26 protein-coding genes are annotated in these 22656 nt (G+C 64.9%); 14 read left to right on the forward strand and 12 right to left on the reverse strand.

Annotated features, from left to right (window positions below; all coding sequences use genetic code 11):
• Positions 1-45: 45 nt before the first annotated feature.
• Positions 46-2217, reverse strand: a complete 2172-nt coding sequence (locus CO669_RS13510) for a hypothetical protein (RefSeq protein ID WP_245444308.1) — start codon at positions 2215-2217, stop codon at positions 46-48.
• Positions 2218-2973: 756 nt separating this feature from the next.
• On the opposite strand from CO669_RS13510, the gene CO669_RS13520 reads away from it, so the two are divergent.
• The 11 genes from CO669_RS13520 to CO669_RS13570 all read left to right on the forward strand — a co-directional run bounded on the left by CO669_RS13520 (position 2974) and on the right by CO669_RS13570 (position 13082).
• Positions 2974-3672 carry an RNA polymerase sigma factor gene (locus tag CO669_RS13520; protein WP_097660293.1) on the forward strand — a complete coding sequence of 233 codons (699 nt, stop codon included), beginning with the start codon at positions 2974-2976 and terminating at the stop codon, positions 3670-3672.
• A 143-nt stretch (positions 3673-3815) separates the two neighbouring features.
• Entirely contained in the window at positions 3816-4640 is an 825-nt protein-coding gene (locus tag CO669_RS13525; protein ID WP_097660294.1) for a flagellin, read from the forward strand.
• A gap of 59 nt (positions 4641-4699) precedes the next feature.
• Positions 4700-6391 (forward strand): flagellar filament capping protein FliD, encoded by a 1692-nt coding sequence (gene fliD / locus CO669_RS13530; RefSeq protein WP_097660295.1) that lies wholly within the window; start codon positions 4700-4702, stop codon positions 6389-6391.
• Between the two features lie 2 nt (positions 6392-6393).
• Positions 6394-6819, forward strand: a complete 426-nt coding sequence (locus tag CO669_RS13535; protein ID WP_198963998.1) for a flagellar export chaperone FliS — start codon at positions 6394-6396, stop codon at positions 6817-6819.
• A 159-nt stretch (positions 6820-6978) separates the two neighbouring features.
• A complete protein-coding gene (locus tag CO669_RS13540; protein WP_097660297.1) occupies positions 6979-7251 on the forward strand; it encodes a hypothetical protein in 273 nt (90 codons plus the stop codon).
• A 420-nt stretch (positions 7252-7671) separates the two neighbouring features.
• Positions 7672-8340, forward strand: a complete 669-nt coding sequence (locus tag CO669_RS13545) for a flagellar hook assembly protein FlgD (RefSeq protein WP_097660426.1) — start codon at positions 7672-7674, stop codon at positions 8338-8340.
• A gap of 19 nt (positions 8341-8359) precedes the next feature.
• Positions 8360-9625, forward strand: coding sequence for a flagellar hook protein FlgE (gene flgE, locus CO669_RS13550; protein WP_097660298.1), 1266 nt, complete (start codon positions 8360-8362; stop codon positions 9623-9625).
• Between the two features lie 42 nt (positions 9626-9667).
• Positions 9668-9892 carry a hypothetical protein gene (locus CO669_RS13555; protein ID WP_502694474.1) on the forward strand — a complete coding sequence of 75 codons (225 nt, stop codon included), beginning with the start codon at positions 9668-9670 and terminating at the stop codon, positions 9890-9892.
• 15 nt (positions 9893-9907) lie between these two features.
• Positions 9908-10363, forward strand: coding sequence for a flagellar protein FlgN (locus tag CO669_RS13560; RefSeq protein WP_502694475.1), 456 nt, complete (start codon positions 9908-9910; stop codon positions 10361-10363).
• 18 nt (positions 10364-10381) lie between these two features.
• Positions 10382-12157, forward strand: a complete 1776-nt coding sequence (gene flgK, locus CO669_RS13565) for a flagellar hook-associated protein FlgK (protein ID WP_097660301.1) — start codon at positions 10382-10384, stop codon at positions 12155-12157.
• Between the two features lie 13 nt (positions 12158-12170).
• A complete protein-coding gene (locus tag CO669_RS13570) occupies positions 12171-13082 on the forward strand; it encodes a flagellin (RefSeq protein ID WP_198963999.1) in 912 nt (303 codons plus the stop codon).
• 6 nt (positions 13083-13088) lie between these two features.
• On the opposite strand, the gene CO669_RS13575 is transcribed toward CO669_RS13570, so the two are convergent.
• The 3 genes from CO669_RS13575 to CO669_RS13585 all read right to left on the reverse strand — a co-directional run bounded on the left by CO669_RS13575 (position 13089) and on the right by CO669_RS13585 (position 16142).
• Positions 13089-14663 carry an AMP-binding protein gene (locus CO669_RS13575; protein ID WP_097660302.1) on the reverse strand — a complete coding sequence of 525 codons (1575 nt, stop codon included), beginning with the start codon at positions 14661-14663 and terminating at the stop codon, positions 13089-13091.
• A gap of 33 nt (positions 14664-14696) precedes the next feature.
• A complete protein-coding gene (upp, locus tag CO669_RS13580) occupies positions 14697-15332 on the reverse strand; it encodes a uracil phosphoribosyltransferase (protein WP_097660303.1) in 636 nt (211 codons plus the stop codon).
• 69 nt (positions 15333-15401) lie between these two features.
• Positions 15402-16142 carry a crotonase/enoyl-CoA hydratase family protein gene (locus CO669_RS13585; protein WP_097660304.1) on the reverse strand — a complete coding sequence of 247 codons (741 nt, stop codon included), beginning with the start codon at positions 16140-16142 and terminating at the stop codon, positions 15402-15404.
• 85 nt (positions 16143-16227) lie between these two features.
• Here CO669_RS13585 and CO669_RS13590 point away from each other — a divergent pair, with 85 nt between their 5' ends.
• Entirely contained in the window at positions 16228-16809 is a 582-nt protein-coding gene (locus CO669_RS13590; protein ID WP_097660305.1) for a TetR/AcrR family transcriptional regulator, read from the forward strand.
• Here CO669_RS13590 and CO669_RS36520 read toward each other — a convergent pair.
• The 8 genes from CO669_RS36520 to CO669_RS13625 form a co-directional block, all read right to left on the reverse strand.
• A complete protein-coding gene (locus CO669_RS36520; protein ID WP_283806789.1) occupies positions 16806-16934 on the reverse strand; it encodes a hypothetical protein in 129 nt (42 codons plus the stop codon). The genes CO669_RS13590 and CO669_RS36520 overlap by 4 nt on opposite strands.
• An 87-nt stretch (positions 16935-17021) precedes the next feature.
• Positions 17022-17381, reverse strand: coding sequence for a hypothetical protein (locus CO669_RS13595; protein WP_502694476.1), 360 nt, complete (start codon positions 17379-17381; stop codon positions 17022-17024).
• Between the two features lie 47 nt (positions 17382-17428).
• Positions 17429-17617, reverse strand: a complete 189-nt coding sequence (locus CO669_RS13600) for a hypothetical protein (protein ID WP_097660307.1) — start codon at positions 17615-17617, stop codon at positions 17429-17431.
• A 112-nt stretch (positions 17618-17729) separates the two neighbouring features.
• Entirely contained in the window at positions 17730-18128 is a 399-nt protein-coding gene (locus tag CO669_RS13605; RefSeq protein ID WP_097660308.1) for a hypothetical protein, read from the reverse strand.
• Positions 18129-18153: 25 nt separating this feature from the next.
• A complete protein-coding gene (dapA, locus tag CO669_RS13610) occupies positions 18154-19071 on the reverse strand; it encodes a 4-hydroxy-tetrahydrodipicolinate synthase (protein ID WP_097660309.1) in 918 nt (305 codons plus the stop codon).
• A gap of 24 nt (positions 19072-19095) precedes the next feature.
• A complete protein-coding gene (locus CO669_RS13615) occupies positions 19096-19350 on the reverse strand; it encodes a hypothetical protein (RefSeq protein ID WP_198964000.1) in 255 nt (84 codons plus the stop codon).
• 132 nt (positions 19351-19482) lie between these two features.
• A complete protein-coding gene (locus CO669_RS13620) occupies positions 19483-19761 on the reverse strand; it encodes a hypothetical protein (protein WP_198964001.1) in 279 nt (92 codons plus the stop codon).
• A gap of 22 nt (positions 19762-19783) precedes the next feature.
• Positions 19784-20251: a hypothetical protein gene (locus CO669_RS13625; protein WP_097660312.1), complete on the reverse strand. Its 468-nt coding sequence runs from the start codon at positions 20249-20251 to the stop codon at positions 19784-19786.
• Between the two features lie 489 nt (positions 20252-20740).
• Here CO669_RS13625 and CO669_RS13635 point away from each other — a divergent pair, with 489 nt between their 5' ends.
• Together CO669_RS13635 and kdpA are read left to right on the forward strand one after the other, a co-directional pair.
• Entirely contained in the window at positions 20741-20830 is a 90-nt protein-coding gene (locus CO669_RS13635) for a K(+)-transporting ATPase subunit F (protein ID WP_018641117.1), read from the forward strand.
• 112 nt (positions 20831-20942) lie between these two features.
• On the forward strand, positions 20943-22646 hold the full coding sequence (kdpA, locus tag CO669_RS13640) for a potassium-transporting ATPase subunit KdpA (RefSeq protein WP_097660314.1): 1704 nt from the start codon (positions 20943-20945) through the stop codon (positions 22644-22646).
• Positions 22647-22656 lie beyond the last annotated feature (10 nt).

The raw sequence follows: 22656 nt of genomic DNA on the forward strand, positions 1-22656 counted from the left end.
TTAAGCCCTGGGACTTCAACGGCCGGAGCGACGCGATCAGGCGCACTATTTGGGGCTGACTCCGAGCGGGGTGATCGCGACGGAGTAGACCGCGATCTCCCGCGTCATCGGGGCGACCGGGATCAGCAGGCAGCCGTCTTCAGTTTCGGCGCGATAGTGCGAGCCGTTCTGCTGCACGCCGGCAAAGGTCAGACTTTTGGCAGCGATGCCGACCGCGTCCTGGCTCTCGGCGGCGTCGCGAACCTCGTCGGCGGATTGGATGGTCACGCCGTGCAGCAGGCCTTCGGGAGCGAATTTCCCCAGCGGCAGCGCGATCATGGCGATGTCCATGGCGCGCGAAAGGGGAATGCGCACGCGCAGCTCACCGAGGCCGGTGCGATGAACGGTTACAGCTTCCAGCGTCGCCTCGCCATTTCGCCGAAACAGACCGATCTGAATCGAAATGCTGGGACTCTCCTCGAAGACGTCGGCGGGCAGGCGGTTGGCGCCGAACAGCGCATAGAGATAGGCGTGGGACGGCGACAGACGGGCAAAACAGCCCGCCAGCCACATCGGCGGCGCCGTCGCCGTGCAGGCGGAGGAGAGACCGCGGGCGGTGATCTGACGGCGGATGAAGCCGCTATCAATCATCGGGGCCAACGCATGGGTGCCGAGATTGACGTCATGCCTCAGATCGCCGAGCAGCATCAGCTCGTCGTCGTCGGGCAGCAGCAGGAGACGGGCCAATGTCGCCGCGCACCAGCGCGCGGCGGTATCGCCCCCAGCATAAGGGCTCAGGCGGAAATCGAGCGCGACCTCTTCGGCGGATCCTGCAAAGGCGAGGACGCCGGCCTGGATCTCTGCGGCCAGTGCGATCTGGCTCTCGGGGCGCGGGTTGATCTCGCGCAGCACCTGGCCGCCGTCATAGTCGCGCACCGAGCCGTCGGCGGAGCAGCAGATCTGCTCAAGCAGCGCGACGTTGCGGATCATCATGCGTTTGACGTGCGGGGTGACCACGAGGTCGGAGATGAAGCCTGTCGCGCTGTCGTCCTTGGCGACATCGTCGAAGGCATCGTCGAGCGACATCAGATAGGCGCCGTGGAGGCGGATCTTGATGCCTTCGAGGTCGAAGATGCGGCGCAGCGCCTTCTGCACGCTCCCGGAATAGCCGAGATCGGCCAGCACGAGATCGCTGCAATTGTCAAAACCCGGGATGGCCTGACGCAGATAGGCGAGCAGCCGGGCGCGCAGGCCTGCGGCGAGCGTGACGATCTCGGCGGGATCGATCAGTTTGGGAAGCGCCTCGGCGAGGTCTTCGCCGGAGGCGATGCCGTCGGGACGGCCTGCGAAGAACGCCGCGATCTTCGGCGGCATCGTCTTCACGATGTCATGGAAGGTCGGCGCGTCGATCTTGAACACCTTGCTGAAGAGATCGACGAGTGGCTGCATCGTGTCGGCCGAGGCGATCAGGCTGACGCGGCGGTTGATCTCGAGATAGGCCGACGAGGTGCCATGAAGTTCCTGCCAGATCCGGTGCGGCAGAAAACCGTCGCGGCCGAGAAAGCCGAGCGCAACCTGCCGGCCGGGACCGGAAATCTCCTCGCAGCGCCGCATCACGAAGGCGTCGAACGCGGTCATGACAGGGCCGAGCACGGTCATCCCGAGGTGGAAGGCTTGCGACCCCTCGGCGCTGCGTGCGGCGACCATGCGCCGCAGCGTTCGCGCGCCATGATCGAGCCGCGACGGCGCGCCTGCGCAAAGCAACTCGAACAGGGCCGTCTCCCGCTGAAACTTCGAGGCGAGCTGCGCAGTCGCCTGCGGATAATAGCGCGGATGAATGCCGTGACGCTTCGCGCCCTTGATGTCGGCCCTGTCATTGTCGCCGACATGAACGGAAGCGCCTGCGTCGATGCCCTGTTCGGAGAGATAGGCGGCGAACAAGGCCTCGCTCTTGCCGCTGCCGTGGTCGCAGGACGCATAGAGGAAGTCCCAGACCAGCCCGGGATGGCAAGCGCGCAGCAGCCGCGCCAGCCGGCTGGTGTCCCAATAGGTATCCGAGATGAATCCGACGCGATGGCCGGCGCGTTTCATGTCCAGATATTGCCTGAGCATGTCCGGGTTGGCGCGGCAGAGCTCGATCTCGGCGGAGAACTCGGCTTCGACCAGATCGTTCAGGTCCGCCCGCGAAAGGCCGAACAGCCTGAACGGAAAGTAGGAATAGATCTCGTCGATGCGCACTTCGCTCGCGCCGCGCTTCTCCTTCGCGGTCCGGCGTGCACGCGATTCGGCCTGGATGCGATGCTGAACGAAACTGGCGGAAACATTCGGACAAGATCGTGAAATGCCCGATAGCTCGTAAGTCCTTTCAAACACGCCATCTGCCGTCGCGCACGCGCGCAACAGAAATGTATCGAAAACATCGAACGACCAAGCAGAAACAATTTGCGCGCGGCGCTCTGCATCGGCGCTAACCAACTTCATGCTGCAATTCCCCGTCCACCAACACGATTAACGCGCGCATGCGCCGAGTCAGGCGCCACAAACGCGAAAAAAAATCACGCGCGATTCGAAATCGCGTTCGTCGCGACTGACAGATTCAAAAAAATCGCTAGGTTCGAAAAAGGTGATTCGGAAAAAATTGCCGAGTGCGAAAGTCGTCTCGCGTTCATTCACACTCGGAAACAATCGCTTCTTGATGCGCAAGGCGCGCGTCGCGTTTGATCACCTAGTGCCGCGTAACTTCAGCGTTTTCTTCCCGCTGCATCTGTTCAGGATGAATGATCCGCCATGGCGCGAGACGATGTGACGATTGCAGGCTTGATGCGCGAGATGATCGCGCGGTCGGCAATTATTGCCCGATACTCGGCAAAAGATACCGGCTAACATCTTGAAAAATAACACAAAATCTCCGCCTGGATTGTTCTGGCCCCGCGTTCAACGCCTGGAAGCCGTGTGGCATGTGCGCCGGCGGCATTGCGGGTTGGAGGTTGCGGGATGAGTTACGCTGCTGATGTCTGGGCTCCCGCCGAGGCCGAGATCACGACAACCATGCCGGCCGACGCGATCGTGCCGGTGACGCCCTCTGTGCCGCTCGCGCCGGACAGCACGCCTGAGATGGCCGATGTCGTCTACGACGAGGACAGCGAGCTCCTCGACCGGCTCGCGACCGGAGACGAAGCCGCCTTCCGCACATTGGTCGAGCGTCACATCGATCGCGCCTATGCGATCGCGCTTCGCATCGTCGGCAACGCGGCGGACGCCGAGGACGTGGTTCAGGACACCATGCTCAAGATCTGGAGTCATCGCGGGCGCTGGCAGCACGGCCGCGCCAAGTTCTCGACCTGGCTCTACCGCGTCATCTCCAACCGCTGCATCGATCTGCGCCGCAAGCCGCGGACCGAGAACGTCGAGACCGTGCCGGAAATCGCCGACGGCCAGCCCGGCGCGGTGGAGATCATCGAGCGCAACGAGCTGAACGGCATGCTGGAGCTCGCGATGCAGCGCCTGCCCGAGCAGCAGCGCATCGCGGTGATCTTCTCGTATCATGAGAACATGAGCAACGGCGAGATCGCCGAGGTGATGGACACGACGGTGGCCGCCGTCGAGTCGCTGCTCAAGCGCGGTCGCCAGCAGCTGCGTCAGCTCCTGCGCAAGCACGAACGCGACATCCGCACCGCGTTTACCGACTGCTAACCATAAAATTGGCGCTGCTGAAGTTTCCGCGCCTGATCTCCTTGCACTCCGCCGTTTGAGCGAACGGACGGGGCTGCGGTCCGCGTCGTCGTAAGTCGATCTTCACGATGCGGCACGCTTGCCCATCAGCACAGGAGCTACCAATGCCCGCAATCAACACCAACACGGCCGCCAATGCGGCGGTCCGCTACCTCAACGTCAACTCGGCGCAGGAGAGCAGCTCGCTCTCGAAGCTGTCGAGCGGCTCGCGCATCACCTCGGCATCCGACGACGCAGCGGGTCTTGCGATCTCCACGCGCATCTCCTCGGACGTGACCACGCTGCAGCAGGCTGCGACCAACGCTTCGCAGGCCACCGCGATCCTCCAGACCGCCGACGGCGGCGCCTCGAACATCTCCGACATTCTCGCGCGCATGAAATCGCTGGCCTCCGAGTCCGCCTCGGGCACCACGACCGATTCCAGCCGCGCCTACATCCAGTCGGAATTCTCCCAGCTCAATTCCGAAATCGACTCGATCGCGACCGGCACCCGCTACTCCAGCCAGAGCCTGCTCGACGGATCCAGCGTGTTCTCGTCCGGCGTGTCCGTGCTGGTCGGCTCGGACGGCTCCGACACCATCAACATCACGCTGACCAGCCTCACGGCATCCTCGCTCGCCGTCAGCTCGCTCGACGTCAGCACCCAGTCCGGCGCGACATCGGCGCTCGACGCCCTCGATACCGCGATCGACACGGTCTCCGCCGCGCGCGCCTCGATCGGCGCCCAGGAATCGCGGTTCAACTTCTCGTCGGACTCGATCTCGACCCAGACGCAGAATCTGCAGTCGGCAAACTCCGCGATCAAGGACGTGGATATCGCGGCCGAGCAGTCCAAGCTGTCTTCGGCCGAGGTGAAGACCCAGGCGGCCGTGTCGGCGCTCGCTGCCGCCAATCAGATGCCGCAGTACCTCCTCAAGCTGCTGGGCTGATGATCAACTGATCGGGCCGGCATGATGCCGGCCCGATCCTCTCTGTCGGGGACAAGCAAGTGGCCAGCGTCAGTTCGAGCACCAGCAGCACAAGCACGACTTCCTCGGGCGTGTCGGTCACGACGAGCGGAACCACCAATTCGAGCAGCATCGATTGGACGGCGCTGATCCAATCCGCTGTCGACGCGAAGACCGCGCAGGCGGACACGATCTCGACCACGATCACGAATAACGAAGCGAAGATCTCGGCCTATCAAACGCTCCAGACCGATCTGAAGACGTTATCGTCGGGGCTGGCCTCGCTTTCGACCGCCGTAGTCAACTCTCTGTCCACCAGTGCCTTTGCGGCGCGCGCGGCGAGCATCAGTTCCACCGGCGACGTGAGCGCCTCGTCGGCGCTCTCCATGACGCTCAAGAGCGCGGCCGCGACCGGCGACCACACGCTCGCGATCAGTCAGCTGGCCGCCGCTCAAAAGGTTTCCGGCGCCTCGCAATCCAGCCAGACCGACGAACTCGGATATTCAGGCACGTTTTCCATCGGTCTGGAGGGCGGAGCTACGTCCGATATTACCATCACCAGCACAATGTCGCTTCAGGACGTCGTCGATGCCATCAATGCCCAGACCTCGACCACCAACGTCCAGGCCTCGATCGTCCAGGTTTCCAGCACGTCGTTCCAGATGGTGCTGACGGGTACGGAGGATGCCGCCGACATCACTTATTCGAGCGCGTCCGGCGACGATATCCTGAACGAGCTCGGTGTGACCGACAGCTCGGGGAGCTTTACCGACGTGCTTCAGGAGGCGCAGGCCGCCGAATTCACGCTCGACGGCATCGCGATGACCCGCGACACCAACGACATCTCGGACGTCCTGAGCGGCGTCACTTTCAGCCTGCTCCAGGAGACGCCGGACGGAACGACGCTGAACATCAGCATCGAGACCGATACCAGCCAGATCCAATCGACGCTGGAGACGTTCGTCACCAACTACAATGCATTTCGCGACGAGGTGATTGCCCAGCAGGCGACCTCGACAGACGGCACCGCGGATTCGAGCGCGGTGCTGTTCGGCGATGGCACCATGCGCAACATCATGGATGCGCTGCAGAACGCATTGAACTCGACCGTGGGCGGCCTGACCATGGCCGATCTCGGCCTGTCCTTCAACGAGAGCAATGAACTCGAGCTGGACACCAGCACGCTGTCGGACATCCTGAGCACGAATCTGAGCGGCGTGACCAAGCTGTTGTCGGCACAGACCACGACCTCGTCGAGCCAGCTCAGCGTCGTCAACACCGGAACGTCGCCGCAATCCTTCACTCTGGATCTGGCCGTGGATTCCGACGGCAACCTCACCTCGGCGTCGGTCGGCGGCGAGTCGTCGCTGTTCACGGTCAGCGGCACCACGATCATCGGCGCTTCCGGCTCGATCTATGCCGGCATGGCCTTCACCTATAGCGGCTCGACCTCGCAGTCGATCTCGGTGACGTCGACCTCGGGCATCGCGACGCAGCTCTATCGGCTCGCAAAGGACTATTCATCCTCGACCGGCGTGCTGCAAACGCAGATTACCAGCCTGACGACCCGGGACGATGAGCTTCAACAGAAGGTTGACGACATCAACAGCGCAGCATCGACCCTGCAGTCGCAGCTCGAGACGCAATACGCGAAATACCAGGCGGCGATCGAGAGCGCCAACAGCACGCTCAACTATCTCAAGGCCCTGCTCAATTCCAGCTCGAGTAACTGACGATGAACAATCCGATGGCGTACATGGCCAATCAGGCCTATCGGGGAGCTGCAACCAGCGTGCCGCCGCTCAAGGCGGTGTCGATGCTGCTGGGTGGCGCGATTACCTTCCTCCAGAAGTCGTTGAATGCCCAGGAGGGGCGGCGCTTCGAGGAGGGACACGAGTACCTGATGAAGGCGACCGCGATCCTGCGCGGGCTGAGCCACAATCTCGATTTTGCCAGAGGCGGGGCTGTGGCGGAACGGATGTTCCAGACCTACAACGCCCTGATCCTGGCGAGCCTCAAGGCTTACGGCCGGCCGCATGCCCGGGAGAGTTTTCGGCGGATCATCGCCGGACTGACCGAACTGCGGGAGGCCTGGGAGTCCGTCGATGCGACGTTGCGGAGCAGCAAGGCCGGCGCGGCCGATTCGGTCCGCTCGGGCTGAAGAGGCCCCTTCTTTCGCATTGAAGGGAAGGGCAGCCTGCCGTTTCCACTGCTTTCCGTAGTGCTGCGGGCGCTTTTGGTGCCCAAAGCCGCCGAAATCCGGTTTCCGCCTCGTTCGCAATGCTTTATGACGGCCTTACCAAGGCGGGACCGGCGGGCGATGGACGTCACCGAGTTTGAGGAACTGATCGACCGGCTGGGCGAGGATCTGTCCCTCTGGCCCGACGATCGCCGCTTGCCCGCCGAAGAGTTGCTGGCGCACTCGTCCGCTGCGCAAGCCCTGTTGGAAGAAGCGCGCGCCTTGCGCCTCGCGCTTGCAGCTCCACCGGTCCGTGCCCCCAAAGGGCTGGCCGACCGCATCGTTGCTGCCGCTGCGAAAATGAAGGGCGACACTGCCGAGCCGCGCACCGAGGGCGAGACGGCGGAGAGCTGAACGGCGCCTTCCGCAGCCTCCCGTTTTCGCCTCTCTGCATTTGCGACAGCTGCTGCAGATCGCGAGAGGTTGTCATGCCCGGACTTGTCCCGGGCATCCACGTAACCCACTCAGAAAGTCGTGGATGGCCGGGTCGAGACCGGCCGCGGCGTTGCGGAAACGTCAGCGCCGCCGGACGTCATCTCGCATGCGATTGCTTTGTCGAGCGCAGAGCGCGGGGCAGCTTCCCGGCAACAGATTAGCCTGACATCGCTCTTCTGACGCGCACTTGCACGGCAGATTTTGCCGTGTCGAAAGCCGCTTTCGCGCGAGTGAATCCCCGCCTGAATCCGCGTGCCCACCCGTTTCATCAGCACACAGATTTCAAGCGCCGCGCACCGACATCTCGTCGCCGGCGGCGCGGGGAAGCCGGAGTTCCTGATGACCGTTTCCGCAACGAGCTCGGCGTCGACCGCCACCACGACGACATCATCGTCGTCGAGCACGTCGTCCAATTCGACGCTGACATCCAGCGATTTCCTGAGCCTGCTCGTCAGCGAGCTCCAGAACCAGAATCCGCTGGATGCGACCTCGACCACAGACCTCGTCAATCAGCTGACCTCCTACGCGAATTTCACCTCCCAGCAGTCGATCAACTCCAACCTTACTTCGCTCGCGAGCTCGTTCTCCAGCCTCGTGACGCTGAATTCGGTGAACTACATCGGCCACACCGTCGAGGCGAAGACGGATACCTCGACACTGAGCAACGGCTCGGCGACGTTCGGCTACTCGCTGTCCTCGACAGCGTCCGACGTCTCGATCAGCATCTCGGATTCCTCCGGCAACGTCGTCTACACGGGGACCGGGACCGGCAATTCCGGCTCCAACAGTTTCACCTGGGACGGCAAGGACTCCAGCGGCAGCCAGCTCTCCGACGGCGGTCAGTACACGATCTCGGTGACCGCGACGAATTCCTCCGGCAATTCGGTCCTCAACTACACGACCGTCACCGGCACGGTGACCGGCATCGACACCTCGACCTCGACACCCTCGCTGACCGTGAACGGCGTTTCCGTCAGCGCCGCCAACATCATCGGCGTCACATCCTGACTTCTCCCGGAGTTTTATCATGAGTCTCAGCGGCGCATTATCCTCGGCGATCTCGGCGCTCAGTGCGCAGAGCCAGTCCCTGTCGATGATCAGCGACAACATCGCCAATTCCGATACGACCGCCTACAAGACGACGTCCGGGATGTTTGACGCGCTCGTGACGGCGTCGAGCAACACGACCTCTTACGCCTCGGGCGGCGTCACCGTCTCGGGCCGCGCCAACATCACCCAGCAGGGCCTGCTGGCTGCGACATCCAACGCCACCGACGTCGCGATCCAGGGCTCCGGGTTTTTCGTGGTGACCAATGCCACGTCGGGCGGCACCGTCGCCTACACCCGCAACGGTGCCTTCACCACCGACAATGCCGGCTATCTCCAGAACAACGGCTATTATCTCGAGGGATGGCGCACCGACGCCGACGGAAATGTCGTCGGCAGCGAGTCGGCGAGCAATCTCGAACCGATCAATACCCAGGTCGCCTCGACCAGCGGCAGTGCCACGACGAAGACCACGATCGCGGCCAACTTGCCGTCGGATGCGGCCACCGGCGATACCTATACCAGCTCGATGACGGTCTACGATTCGCTCGGCGCCGCGAACTCGATGCAGATCACCTGGTCCAAGACCGGCACCAACAGCTGGAGTGCGAGCTTCGCCAACCCGACCTCAACCTCGGATACCACCACCGCGACGGGCACGGCTTCCGGCACGATCGACATCACTTTCAACAGCGACGGCTCGCTCGCCAGTACCAGCCCGGACCCGGCGACCGTCTCGATCACAGGCTGGACCGACGGCGCGGCCGACAGCACCATCACCATGGATCTCGGCACCGCCGGCAAGACCGACGGGCTGACGCAATACGCCTCCGGCGAAACCACGCCGTCCGTCAACGTCACCAGCATTGATTCCGACGGCCTGTCCTACGGCAAGCTGTCCAGCATCGCGATCGGCGATAACGGCGTGGTCAACGCCACCTATTCCAACGGCCAGACCATCGCGATCTACAAGATCGCGGTGGCGACCTTCGCCGCTCCCAACGGGCTCGCCGCTTCCAGCGACGGGATCTATTCGGCGACCGTGACGTCGGGCAATGCCGCGCTGCAGGCCTCCGGCGAGAACGGCGCGGGCACCATCTTCGGCAGCGAGCTGGAGTCCTCGACCACTGACACCAGCAGCCAGTTCTCCAGCATGATCTCGGCGCAGCAGGCCTATTCGGCGGCGTCCCAGGTCATCTCGACCGTCAACAAGATGTACGACACCCTGATCTCGGCGATGAGGTGAGTAGTAGTGCGCAGTGAGGAGTCCAGGGATGCCGGAGAGGCGTTGCTGCGTCGGTTGCAACGGCTGGTGGCGCGGGCCGCGACCGTCAGGGGCGGCGACCGCAGGCATTTGCTCGCACTGATCGACGAGATCGAGACGGCCCGCCGTGGCCTGTTGCGGGAATGCGCGGAGATCGAGAGCGAGATGAGGCAAGCGACCGTCAGGAAGAGCGCGATCGGAGCTTACCTGCGTAACGCGCAGGTAAGCCGCGGCAGACGGACCAACTAGAAGAAGGCGATGACCATGACTGTAGCCAAAGCCACGAGAACGAGCGCTGCACACGGCGACACGCGGATCAAGTCGCTGATCGCGCTCATCGACGTTCTGACTGCGCTGGTCGCCGAGGAGAATGCGGAGCTCGCCAAGGGCCTGCCGGCCTCGCGCCTGAAGCAGGTCGACGAGAAGAACCGCCTGGCGGAGATGTTCGAACGCACCGTTGCCGAGTGCGCGGCGGGCACGACCAGCCTGAACGTCCCGGACCGGATCCTGCGCGAGCAGCTGATGGAGCGGATCCTGAAGCTGCGCGCGGCGATGGACGAGAACCTGGTGCGCCTGCGCGCGGCGATCGAGGCCAGCAACCGCCGGATCGAGGCCGTCATGCAGGCGATCCGCGAGCAGATCGCGGCGGTGTCACCCTATGGCGCCTCCGGACGGGTCGCGGCGCGCTCCGTCTCCAGCGGCACCAGCCGCAGCGCCTGACGAGTCGAGGACCCCGCCGTGTCACTCAATATCGCACGATCGATCGCCTTCAGCGGGCTGTCGGCCACGTCGGTGCAGATCAGCGTGACGTCGTCGAACATCTCGAACGCCGACACGACGGGCTACACCGCGAAGACCGCCAGCCAGTCGAGCAGCGTCACCAACGGTGTCGGCACCGGCGTCACCGTGACCGGCATCACCTCGACGGTCGACAAGCTGCTGTTGAAGTCGCTGGTCGGAGCGACCTCCGACCTCGGTTCGGCCGATACGACCAGCACCTACCTGACCTCGCTCGAAAAGCTCTACGGCACGACCAGCAGCAGTGGCGACAGCTCCACGGGAACCTCGCTCGCGAACAGCATCGCCTCGCTGGAATCGGCGCTGTCGTCGCTGGCGAGCACGCCGAGCAGCGCCTCGCTGCAATCCAACGTCATCAGCGCGCTCGACGACGTCGCGAGCCAGTTGCGGGAGACATCGAGCGGCATCCAGAAGCTGCGCTCCGACGCCGACCAGGACATCTCGTCCTCGATCGACGAAGTGAATGCGGATCTGGAGCAGATCGCGGATCTCAACGCTGCGATCAAGCAGACGGCGGCGGCCGGCCAATCGACCGCAGACCTGGAGGACCAGCGCAACACCGCGCTCCAGGACGTCGCCTCCAAGATGAATATCAGCTATTTCACGGCGTCGAACGGCGATCTCCAGATCTATACCACGTCCGGCCAGGCGCTGGTCGACAGTTCGGCGCACGCGATCAGCTATACCGCCGCGGCCAACGTGACGGCGTCGACGGCCTACACCGCCGGATCGTCGTCGAGCGGCTTCAGCGCGATCACGGTGAACGGCGTCGATATCACCTCCCAGATATCAGGCGGCGACATCGGCGCGCTCGTCACGCTCCGCGACAAGACGCTGCCGGCGGCGCAGTCCCAGCTCGACCAGCTTGCACAACAGCTCGCCTCGGCCATGAACAGCGTCTCGAACGGCGCCTCTTCGGTGCCGGCGCCCACCAGCCTGACCGGTACGACTGCCGTCACCGGTAGCACAGCGCTCTCCGCCACCGGCACGGTGCGCATCGCCGCCACCGACCAGAGCGGCAATCTGGTCTCCTACGGCGATCTCGACCTGTCGTCCTATGCCACGGTCGGCGATCTCGTCACCGCGATCAACGGCATCTCCGGACTCTCCGCGTCGGTCGATTCGGACGGTCATCTCTCGATCACGGCGACCGGATCCGGCAATGGCGTCGCCATCAACGAGATGACGAGCTCGGTGGGAAGCTCCGGCGAAGGGTTTTCGGAGTATTTCGGTCTCAACGACTTGGTAACTGGAACGAGCGCCTCGGATATCGCGGTCAACAGCAAGATCCTGTCCGGGACCAATGAGCTTCAGCTCGCGACCCTGGACTCCTCCTCGAGCCTGACGGTCGGCGGTTCGGTGCTGTCGTCGGGGTCTGCCACCGTCGTCAATGCCTTCTACGATGCCTTGACGGAGTCCCGGACATTTTCCTCCACCGGCGGGCTGGCCGCCACCACCGGCTCCCTCGCCGATTACGCCTCGGCCGTCGTCTCCGACGTCGCGAGCAAATCGTCGCAGGCCTCCACCAACTACACCGCCAAGGAGACCGCGCAGTCGACCTATGCAAGCTCGCTGTCGTCGCAGTCGGGCGTCAACCTGGACGAGGAATCGGCGAAGCTCAGCACGCTCCAGAACAAATATTCGGCAGCTTCCGCGCTGATCCAGGCCATCAACTCGATGTATTCGTCGCTGCTCTCCGCCGTGCAGTCGACATAGGAGGCAGTGGGGCATGGTGGCGATGCGGGTCGCGACCTTCGCGCAATCGAGCAAGATGATCTCCGACGCGCTGCGCGTGCAGGCGGTGATGGCCGAGAAGCAGGTCCAGGAATCGTCGGGCATCATCTCGAGCGATCTCGGCGGCTACGGCTCGGACGCCCAGCACGTCGTCAACCTCCAGGTCTCGGTGACGCGCGCGCAGTCCTATATCGACGCCGCGACGCTCGCCGACAGCAAGGTGCAGGTGATGTATTCGGCGGTCGGCTCCATGACCGACATCATCACTCAACTCCGCTCCCAGCTCAGCGCCGCCTCGACCGGAAGCTCGACCGAGACGACCTCGGTGATCAGCTCCGCCCAGCAGATGCTGGAGCAGATGGGGTCGATCATGAACACCCAATATGACGGCCAATATGTCTTTGCCGGCGGCAAGACGGATACGGCCCCGGTCGATCTCACGAGCTTTTCGTCGGGGACGGGGTCTCTCACCACGGCGGACAGCAGCTACTACGCTGGCGACGACGAGATCGCCTCGGTGCGTGTCGGCGCCGGTGAAACCGTGTCCTATGGTGTCACCGCCGACAATTCGGCGTTCGAGGAGGTGATGCGTGTGCTGAAATTCGTGGCCAACAGCACCTCGCTCTCATCCGCGGACATCTCCAGCGCGCTCGATCTTGCCGGCACGGCGCTCGACGACACGGCAGCCGTGCAGGCGAAGCTTTCCAGCGCGGCATCCTCGATCGAGACGGCCAGTGCCCGCCAGAGCGATTACAAGAGCTATGCCGAGACGTTGTCGAGCGACCTCACCAGCGTCGACGTCGCCGCCATCACGGCGGAGCTCTCGACCTACGAGTCGCAACTGACTGCGTCCTATTCGGCGCTTGGCAAGATCCTGAGTCTGAACCTTGCGAGCTATTTGAAATAGGACGGGCTATTCGGAGGCGATCCGCTCCATCGCCATGGCGCGCAGCCTGGCGCGCTGGATCTTCACGCCATTGGCGCTGTCGGTGACGGGAAAGGCATCCACGAGATAGATCCGGGCCGGCACCTTGTAGCCGGCGAGCCGCTCGCGCAGATGCGCGATCAGCCTCTCCAACATCGGCGGCGGCGTGGTCGGGATCACGAAGGCGACGCAGCGCGCCTGGCCCTTCAGGTCGACCGCGACCACCTGGGCGTCGGCGACGCCGGCATAGGATTTGAGCTCGTCCTCGATCTCGCCGGGCGCGACGAGGAAGCCGCCGAGCCGCATCGCGTCGCCCGCGCGGGTCTCGTAGACGAACGAGCCGTCGCCGCGGAGACGACCGAGGTCGCCGGTGCGGAAGAACCCGTCCGCGGTGATGGCATCGCGCGTCGCGTCCGGATTGTTGAAATAGCCGAGGAAGCGCGACGGCGCGCTGATCTCGATCTCGCCGGAGATGCCGTCGGCCGCCAGCTCGCCGGTTTCGGTGTCGCGCACGCGCACGCTTGCGTCTGGCGACATCGGCCAGCCGCCGCCCTCGATGCGATCGGAAAAGGCGTCACCGGCGCGAGCGATCGAGAACAGGGCCTGGACCTCGCTCGATCCGTAGAGGCCGAACAGCGGCAAGCCGCGTCTCTCGGCCTCCGCGGCCAGCTCACGCCAGCCGGGCTGGAACGCGGCGAAGCCGCAGAGTTCGAGATGCGGAAACGGCCGGGGCGTGTCGGTGAGGGCGAGGATGCGGCGGAACATCTCGTCCGAGCCGAACGAGTGCGTGACCTTGTGCTCGCCGAGAATCTTCAGCGCCGGCGCCGCCTCGAAGGCGTCGAGCACGTGGATGGCTGCGCCGGCTGCGACAAAGCCGAGCAGGCTCGTCATGCCAAACGTGCCGCAGAACGGCAGCAAGGCCAGCAGAGAATGACGTTGCGGATCGAGCCGAAGCGCCCTCGCGACGGAGACGGCGTGGCTCGCCAGCGTCCGCTGCGAGTGCGCCACGAGCTTCGGCCCCTTGGTGGTGCCCGACGTCGTATAGAGCAGCACCGGCAGGTCGATATCATCCTGCGCGGGCGGCGATGGCGGATAGCGCCTGTCGAAAGCATCGAAGCGCACGCAGGGCCAATGCGCCGGGATCGCGTCGGCTCCGACCACGGCGAGCTTCTGCAGCGTGGGAACCTCGTCCGGGGCAAGGTCGGCGAGGATCGCGGCAAAATCGATCGTGCGGAAGGCGGCCTCGACCACCATCAGCCTGGCGCCGGACAAACGAAGCAGGTGCGCGACTTCCGCGCTGCGGTAGCGCGTATTGACGGCGGCGACGGTCGCACCACAGCGGGCGGCGGCGAACAGCAGCGCGAGCCATTCGATCCGGTTGACCAGCCAGACGGCGACCACGTCGCCCTTGCCGATGCCCTGCGCCGCAAGCCAGGCCGCGGTCGCGTCGATCCTGGCCGCGAATTCCGCGCGCGAGACCGGTGTGCCGTCGAATATGAAGGCGGGATCGGCGGCGGACTCTGACCGGATCAGCGATTGCAGCGAAAACGCGTTGGCACTCATGGCAACCGAACTAACCCGATCGTGCTGACCTGTCTACTTGGTGCCGAACATCCGGTCGCCGGCATCGCCCAGGCCCGGCACGATGTAGCCATGGTCGTTGAGCCGCTCGTCGATCGCGGCCGTCCAGATCGGTACGTCGGGATGCTCGCTCTGGAACTGGGCGATGCCCTCGGGCGCGGCGAGAAGGCACACGAAGCGGATGTCGCGGGCGCCGCGCGCCTTGAGCAGGGAGGCGCCGGCGCAGGCGGAGTTGCCGGTCGCCAGCATCGGGTCCATCAGGATCACGGTGCGGTCGGACAGGTCCTGCGGCGCCTTGAAGTAATATTCCACGGCCTGCAATGTCTCGGGATCGCGGTAGAGCCCGATATGGGCGATGCGGGCCGAGGGCATCAGCGCCAGCATGCCGTCGAGAAAGCCGACGCCGGCACGCAGGATCGGCGCCAGCGTCAGCTTCTTGCCGGCGATCTTGGGGGCCTGCATCGGCGCGATCGGCGTCTCGATCTCGACCAGCTCCAGCGGCAGGTCGCGCGTCACCTCGTAAGCCAGCAGCATCCCGATCTCGTTCAGGATCTCGCGAAAGCTCTTGGTCGAGCGATCCTTCTCCCGCATCAGGGAGAGCTTGTGCTGGACCAGGGGGTGGACGACGACGTTGACATTGCCAGTGCTCATGAAACCGCTCTACACGGTTCCCTGGAATTGCGCCAGATCGGCCGCACTTTTTCGGCCTGACGGCGGACGTCAACCGGGCATCGCCACCGCGCTGCGAGCCCGGCTGCTCGCCATGTAGGCAGCCATGGTCAGCTCGCGGTCGATCGCCTTGCGCATCGCGTCCATCGCCGGCTGGCGCAGCCGTTGCTTCGCGGTCGCGTGCGACGGCTTGTGGATGCCGCGTAACGCGGTGATGGTCTCCGCGAGCACGCCGTCCATGGCCTCCGGCGCAACAACGCGATCAAGAAAGCCGGCGGTCAGCGCCTCCTCGGGGGCGTACATCTCACCGAGCGTGGCGGTGCGGCTGAGCCAGGCCGGATGCACGCGGCTGCGCGCCAGCTCGATCGCAAAGCTCGGCGGCGCGATGCCGATCGCGACCTCGTTCAGCCCCATGCGATGCGGCCCGCGCGCGCCCAGCCTGACGTCGCAGGCAAGCAGCAGGAACGTTCCCATCGGAAAGGCGTGACCTTCCATCACGCCGATGGTCGGATGCGGAAACGACATCAGCCGCAGCGCGAGCTCGGCGCCGGCGCGGACCATTTCGAGGCTCCCGGCGGCATCGCCCGAGGCGAACACCTTGAGATCGAAGCCGGCCGAGAAGATGCCGGGCCGTGCCGAGCGCAGCACCACGATCTCGGCTTCCGCCTCGGCCCGGTCGAATGCCGCGCCGATCTCGGCCAGCATTTTGGTCGACATCACATTGACCTTGCCGTCGTCGAGCCCGATCCGCGCGACGCCCTCTTTCACCTCGACGTTCACTCCGACTGCCATTTGCCTCTCCCGTTATGGACCGGGCTTGACTGTCGGAGGCTGATGTAGACCAATCAATATAGTTTTGTGCGAAGGGGAGCGCGCCATGCCGGCCGTGCCGAAACACCGCCAGCCCATCATCAATGCCGCGGTGACGCTGTTCCGTCGCCAGGGCTATGCCCGGACCGGGCTGAACGACATCGTCGACGTCAGCGGCGCGCCGAAGGGATCGCTCTACCATTACTTTCCGGATGGGAAATCCTCGATCGCGGTGGCGGCGGTGGAGGAGGCTGGCCGCCGCGTTGCGGCGACGGTCGCCAAGCTCGCGGACGAATGCGGCTCGACCGCCGATCTCCTGCGGGCCCACGCAAGACTGTTGGCGGGCTGGATGCAGGGCTCGGGCTTTCGCAACGGCTGTCCGATCACGACCGTGCTGCTCGAGCTTGCGCCGCGTGAGCGCGCCGTATCCGATGCCGGACGCAAGGCCTATGCGGCGCGGCTGTCCATCCTGCGCGACAAGCTGCTCGCGGACGGCTTCGCAAGATCCCGCGCGGACGCGCTGGCCTTGCTCTGCACCTCGGCGCTCCAGGGCGCGCTGGTCCAGGCCCGCGTCGAGCGCAGCGGTCGGCCGATCGAGGTCACCGCGGCGGAGCTGGCACGGCTGATCGAGCGGGAGGCGCGGAGCTAGACGCCGATCCCGCGCGCGACGAGGGTGATCACGAGCGTCAGGATCGCGCCCCAGACGACGCCCAGCGTCATGGTCAGGACGATCGTGGTGATCATTTGCTCGAGATTTCCCTTCAGGAGCTGCATGCTACTTGTCCGCACGTGCTGCGCCGAGGCGCATGCCGAGCAGCAATGCCCCCATCAATGCGGCCAGGAGGACGATCTTGATCTCGATCATGTTGGCGACATCCTGGCCACACCGGCCAGCCGCCGCCGCGCCGCCTCCGCCAGCCTGATCAGCGGATTGCCGCAGTTCTCGATGTCGAGCTCGAAGGTCTCGTTGGGGAACACCAGCGCGCAACGGGCCGGCGCGCTGTGGCGATTGGCGAATTCGATGGCCGAGCTCTTGAGCAGGAACAGGCCGCCGACGCGGCCGCTTGCCTCGCGCGCGACCCAGAGGCCTGCGCGGTTGCGCCCGATGAAGAAAGCTGGAATGGCGGCGCTGAGGACGTCGGGATCGAGTGGTTTGGGTGCCGCTGCCGGCGGCCTCGGCGCGGACTCGCGCCGCGCCGCGTGAAGAGCGATGGCGGTCATGGCGGCTTCCTCACACATCTGCAAGGTCATGTTGGTCTTCCTGCCGGTCAGGCGTGGAGGTGCCAGACATGGATCGCAGTCCTGAGCGCGATCAGTGCGGTGAGCACGCTGGCCATCGAGAGCAAGGCAAACGCCTGGAGCGCGACGCGCTTGAGCTGGGCCTTGCGCGCTTCGGAGATGCGCGCCGGGCGTTCGGCCCGGAAGGGCTGGTCAAGACCATGTGTCAGGATCGACATTGTGCGTGTCCTTGTCCTCGGCGCGGCGAGACGGCCGCTCCAATCTGCCGATCATGATGTCCATCGTTGCGTAGGATTGCGAGATGGGCATCGGGGCGATCGCATAGGAAAGTCATAAAGACGCCGATCCTCGCGCGGGCAGTCCTCTGAACAGATTGGGGTTCCGCTTCGGCCGCGCGGCCTGGGATGATGCAGAATCGGCGCGCGCGAGCCCGACGGCCGCGGCAAAGGCGAGCCGGAGCCGCGGTTCTTCGATCTGCTTGCAGAAGCATTCCAGCGTTGCGTCCCGATCCTGCAGGTCTGCGCCGATGGCCGCACAGAGCCGGGAACTGGTTCGCCGGAAAAAATGCAGCGTCTCGCCGGCATTGCGTCGGCCGCCGAGACGATCGAGCTCGGCCGCGAGTGCTGCGACGTTGAGCCTGTCGGCCGCATCCAACGTCACGGCAAAGCGCAGCAGCGCCAGCTGCCAGGCCCGGAGCAGCTTGTGAGCGTCCTCGGTCGATGTCGGCATGCGATGTCCGGATGGCCTCGACGCGTCAAGCCCCGACGCCGTCGATCAACTCCTCGTCGGCGATCGCGGCGAAGGCACGGACCACCTCCCTCTGCGCGGTCGCCTCCAGCGGCACGATCGGAAGCCGTGTTGCGGCGGACATCGGGCCTAGGACGCTCAATGCATATTTGAGCGCTGCCGGGCTCTCCCTCGACAGACAGCCGATCAACGGAATCAGACGCTTGTGGAGGTAGCGCGCCGATTGCAGGCGGCCCTGCCTGACTTGCGAGAAGATCGTGCGGCAGAGATCCGGTGCGATGTTGGCGACCTCCGAGATGGCGCCATCGCCGCCGTTCGCGACGTAGGCGAACGCGGTCGCGTCGTCGCTGGACAGAAAGCGGAAGCCGGCCGGCAGGTGCGGCGCGAGGCGCATCGGGCGCGTGATGTCGCCGCTGCCGTCACGCAGGCCCGCGAACTGACGCGACTCCGCCAGGCGCAGGAGCGTCTCGTCGGCCAGCGGCCGCAGCGTGCGGGACGGCACGTCGTGCAGGATCACGGGCAGTCCGGTCGCGCCGGCAACGGCGCGGAAGTGCGCGAGTATCCCCTCCTGCATCGGCTTGTTGTAGGCGGGCACGACCGACATGACGGCATCGGCGCCGGCCGCTTCCGCGCGCCGCGCAAGTTCGATGGCGTGGCTGGTCGCATTGGAGACTGCGCCCGCGATCACCCGCACCCGGCCGCGAGCGGCATCGACCGCGGTGCGGATGATGAGCTCCTGCTCGGCCGGAGAGAGGGTTGGCGCCTCGCCGGCCGTTTCGCAGACCAGGACGGCGGGGGCACCGACCGCGATCTGCCGCTCGCACAATGCGGCGAACGCCTTGAGGTCCACTGCATCCGCTGCGTCGAACGGCGTCGGCAGGTCCGGAATGAAGCCGGTGAACCAGGCAGAGGGAGCAATGAACATGGTGCTTCGCCCAATCGCGCCGATTCAGGCGGCGCGTTGCGAGATGGTGGCGCTGGGGCTCCTGGCCATGTCGAGCTCGATCTCGCTCGGCAGCTCGACGATGGTCTCGGGATGCTGCCCGTTCTCGAACAGCGCATATTTGATCGCCTGGGCGCGGCTGACGAACAGGCCGCCATAGAGGCCGTGCTGTTCCTGAGCGATCCATTGTCCGCAGCGGTTCCGGCCGATGAAGACGATGGTCGAAGGCGAGCTGCACGAGGGAGGTTCGACGAGTTTCACGGTTTTATTCCTTCTCAACGACGCCGGCCCGGGACGCAGATCCCTGCCGGTCTGCCCAATATCCTCAGCCGCGAATATGATTTCGAGGGCGGGGGCGCGGCGATCTCATAGGAAGGTCATAAAGCCCGGCGCTCAGAACGCGTCGTTGGCGATGTGGACCAGCGCGAACAGCGCGCCGAAGGCAGCGGTCTCGTCCCAATGATTGAGCGCGGTGCCGAACAGCGGTTCGCGCCTGACGAGGCCGGCGAGGGCGCACAGGATGATCGACATCCAGAGCAGGACGGCAAGGCTCCGGCCGAAGCCGACACTGCCGAACGCGGCAAAGCCGACCAGCAGTGCGACGCGGACCGCGAAGCGTGCGATCACGCGCCAAGGGTTCAGCGTACGCGGTACATCCGGAGCTTGCGACACGGCAATCGATCCGTCGGCCAGCCTAGCCGACATTGTCGCAGGCGATCGGTTCGTAGAGCGAATCCCGCGCCTGGCGAACGGTGGGAACGCTCGGGCGCGACACCTCCGCGACCGACGCCCGAACCTCGACGAGGGCCGACAGCAGCGCCAGCGCGAGGTCAGCGTGGCGTGCCTCGACGGCGGCGTCGAGCCAATCCGGCAGCTCGCGCTCGCGCGACAGCGCACAATGCCACTCGCCCTCGTCATAGGCGATGCGCCGGACCTGCCACATCGGCAGCTCGAGCTCGATCAGCGCCAGCGCTGCGTCGGTCCAGGCTCCGGCCTCGATCAGGCGCATGAGGCGTGTGGTGCGCCCGCTTTGGGGAAGCGAGGGGACGCGCCTGCAGGCCTTGTCGATGACGTCGACCATCAACGGGCGTGTCATCGCCGGGGCTGTGCGAAGCTGCTGGCAGAGAGATGGCGGGTCGAGGCGTCGGCGAAGGGCGGTCATGTCAGGCCTCCTGGAAATGGTGTCGGTCAGTCGGCCGGCATTGTCAGGATGGGCCCCAAAGGCATTTGAAAACGAGATGGGGATCGGACGAACGATATAAGGATTTCATAAGTGTGGGCGCGCAGAGGCCGATCTCTACCGTCGGTTCGGATCTGCGCTTTGCGTGTCCGGGACGACCGCGGGGGCGCCTCACGGGCCTGACGCGCCCGCCTTTATGAGATTCCTATATCTTCGCCATAGCCCTCATCTCGAAAACCTATGTCCGCGCTGGCACTTCAGCACGGTCGAAAGTCCCGGCCGTCGCCCGTGGAAATGCGTTTCATTTCCTTCGCGAGCCGCCTGGTCACCGAGAGAAAATTGCGCCGGATCCGATGGCGCAATGAGGAGTATCGCCATGATGGACATTCTGATGCTGGCGCTGGGTTGCGGCTTCTTTGCCCTTGCGATCGGCTACACCTACGCCTGCGAACGGCTGTGACGGAGCGGATCATGATCTTCGATTATGCGCTCGCCGGTGCCGTCTCGTTCGGCCTGCTGGTCTATCTCACCTACGCGCTGCTGCGGCCCGAGCGGTTCTGACCCGTGCTGCTGCTTCTCAAATTGCTGCTGGCGTACGCCGTGCTCGTCGCCTGTCTGGTGACGGTGCTCCTGCCGCTTTTGCGCCGAGCGCCAAGCTTGAAGGGTTGATTCCATGACTATGGTTGGTTGGTTCCAGATCATTCTGTTCTGCGTCATCATCGTCGCAGTCACAAAGCCGCTCGGCTGGTACATGACGCGGGTGTTCGGAGGCGAGCGGACGTTCCTGTCGCCGGTGCTGCGACCGATCGAGGCCGGCATCTACCGGATTTCCGGCGTCGACGAGAAGCGCGAGCAGCACTGGCTGACCTACACGGTCGCGATGCTGCTGTTCCATGTCGGTGGCTTCCTGATCATCTACGGTGTGATGCGGCTTCAGGCCGTGCTGCCGTTCAACCCGGCGGGCCAGGGCGCGGTTGCGGAAGATCTGTCCTTCAACACGGCAGTGTCGTTCATCACCAACACCAACTGGCAGAACTATGGTGGCGAAAGCACGCTGTCCTATCTGACCCAGATGGTCGGTCTGACGCACCAGAATTTCTTGTCGGCCGCAACCGGCATCGCTCTGGCGGTGGCTCTGATCCGCGGCTTCTCGCGCGCCTCCATGCGCACCGTCGGCAATTTCTGGGTCGACGTCACCCGCTGCACGCTCTACGTTCTGCTGCCGATCTGTGTCGTCTATGCGCTGTTCCTGGTTTGGCAGGGCATGCCGCAGACGCTCGGCGACTATGTCGAAGCAACGACGCTGGAAGGCGCCAAGCAGACCATTGCGGTCGGCCCGGTCGCTTCGCAGGTCGCAATCAAGATGCTCGGCACCAATGGCGGCGGCTTTTTCAACGCCAACGCGGCACACCCCTTCGAGAACCCGACCGCGCTGTCGAACTTCGTGCAGATGCTGTCGATCTTCGTGCTCGGCGCAGCCATGACCAACGTGTTCGGCCGCATGGTCGGCAACCAGCGCCAGGGCTGGGCGATTCTCGCCGTCATGGGCGTGCTGTTCGTCGCCGGCGTCGCCGTCACCTATTGGGCGGAAGCCAATGGCACCTCCACGCTCCAGGCGCTGGGTCTGACCGGCGGCAACATGGAAGGCAAGGAAGTGCGCTTCGGCATCGTCGCGTCCTCGCTGTTCGCCGTGATCACGACGGCCGCCTCCTGCGGCGCGGTCAACGCCATGCATGACAGCTTCACGGCGCTCGGCGGTATGATCCCGCTGATCAACATGCAGCTTGGCGAGATCATCGTCGGCGGCGTCGGTGCCGGCCTCTACGGCATGCTGCTGTTCGTCGTGCTCGCGATCTTCGTCGCCGGGCTCATGGTCGGTCGCACCCCGGAATATGTCGGCAAGAAGATCGAGGCACGCGAGGTCAAGATGGCGATGCTCGCGATCCTGGTGCTGCCGCTGATGTATCTCGGCTGGACTGCGGTCGCCGTGGTGTTTCCGCCGGCGGTCGCCTCGATGGCGAACGCCGGGCCGCACGGCTTCACCGAGGTGCTGTACGCCTTCACCTCGGCAACCGGCAACAACGGCTCGGCCTTCGCGGGCCTCACCGGCAACACCTTCTTCTACAACCTGACGCTCGCATCGGCGATGTTCGTGGGTCGCTTCTTCATGATCGTTCCGGCGATGGCGATTGCGGGCTCTCTGGCCGCCAAGAAATCCATCCCGCCGTCGGCGGGCACGTTCCCGACCACGGGCGGGCTGTTCGTCGGTCTCGTCGTCGGCGTGATCCTGATCATCGGCGGTTTGACCTTCTTCCCGGCGCTCGCGCTCGGCCCGATCGTCGAGCACCTCGCGATGAGCGCCGGCCAAGTCTTCTGACTTCCGAATG

This window comes from Bradyrhizobium sp. Y36 (assembly GCF_002531575.1).
Classification (GTDB): domain Bacteria; phylum Pseudomonadota; class Alphaproteobacteria; order Rhizobiales; family Xanthobacteraceae; genus Bradyrhizobium.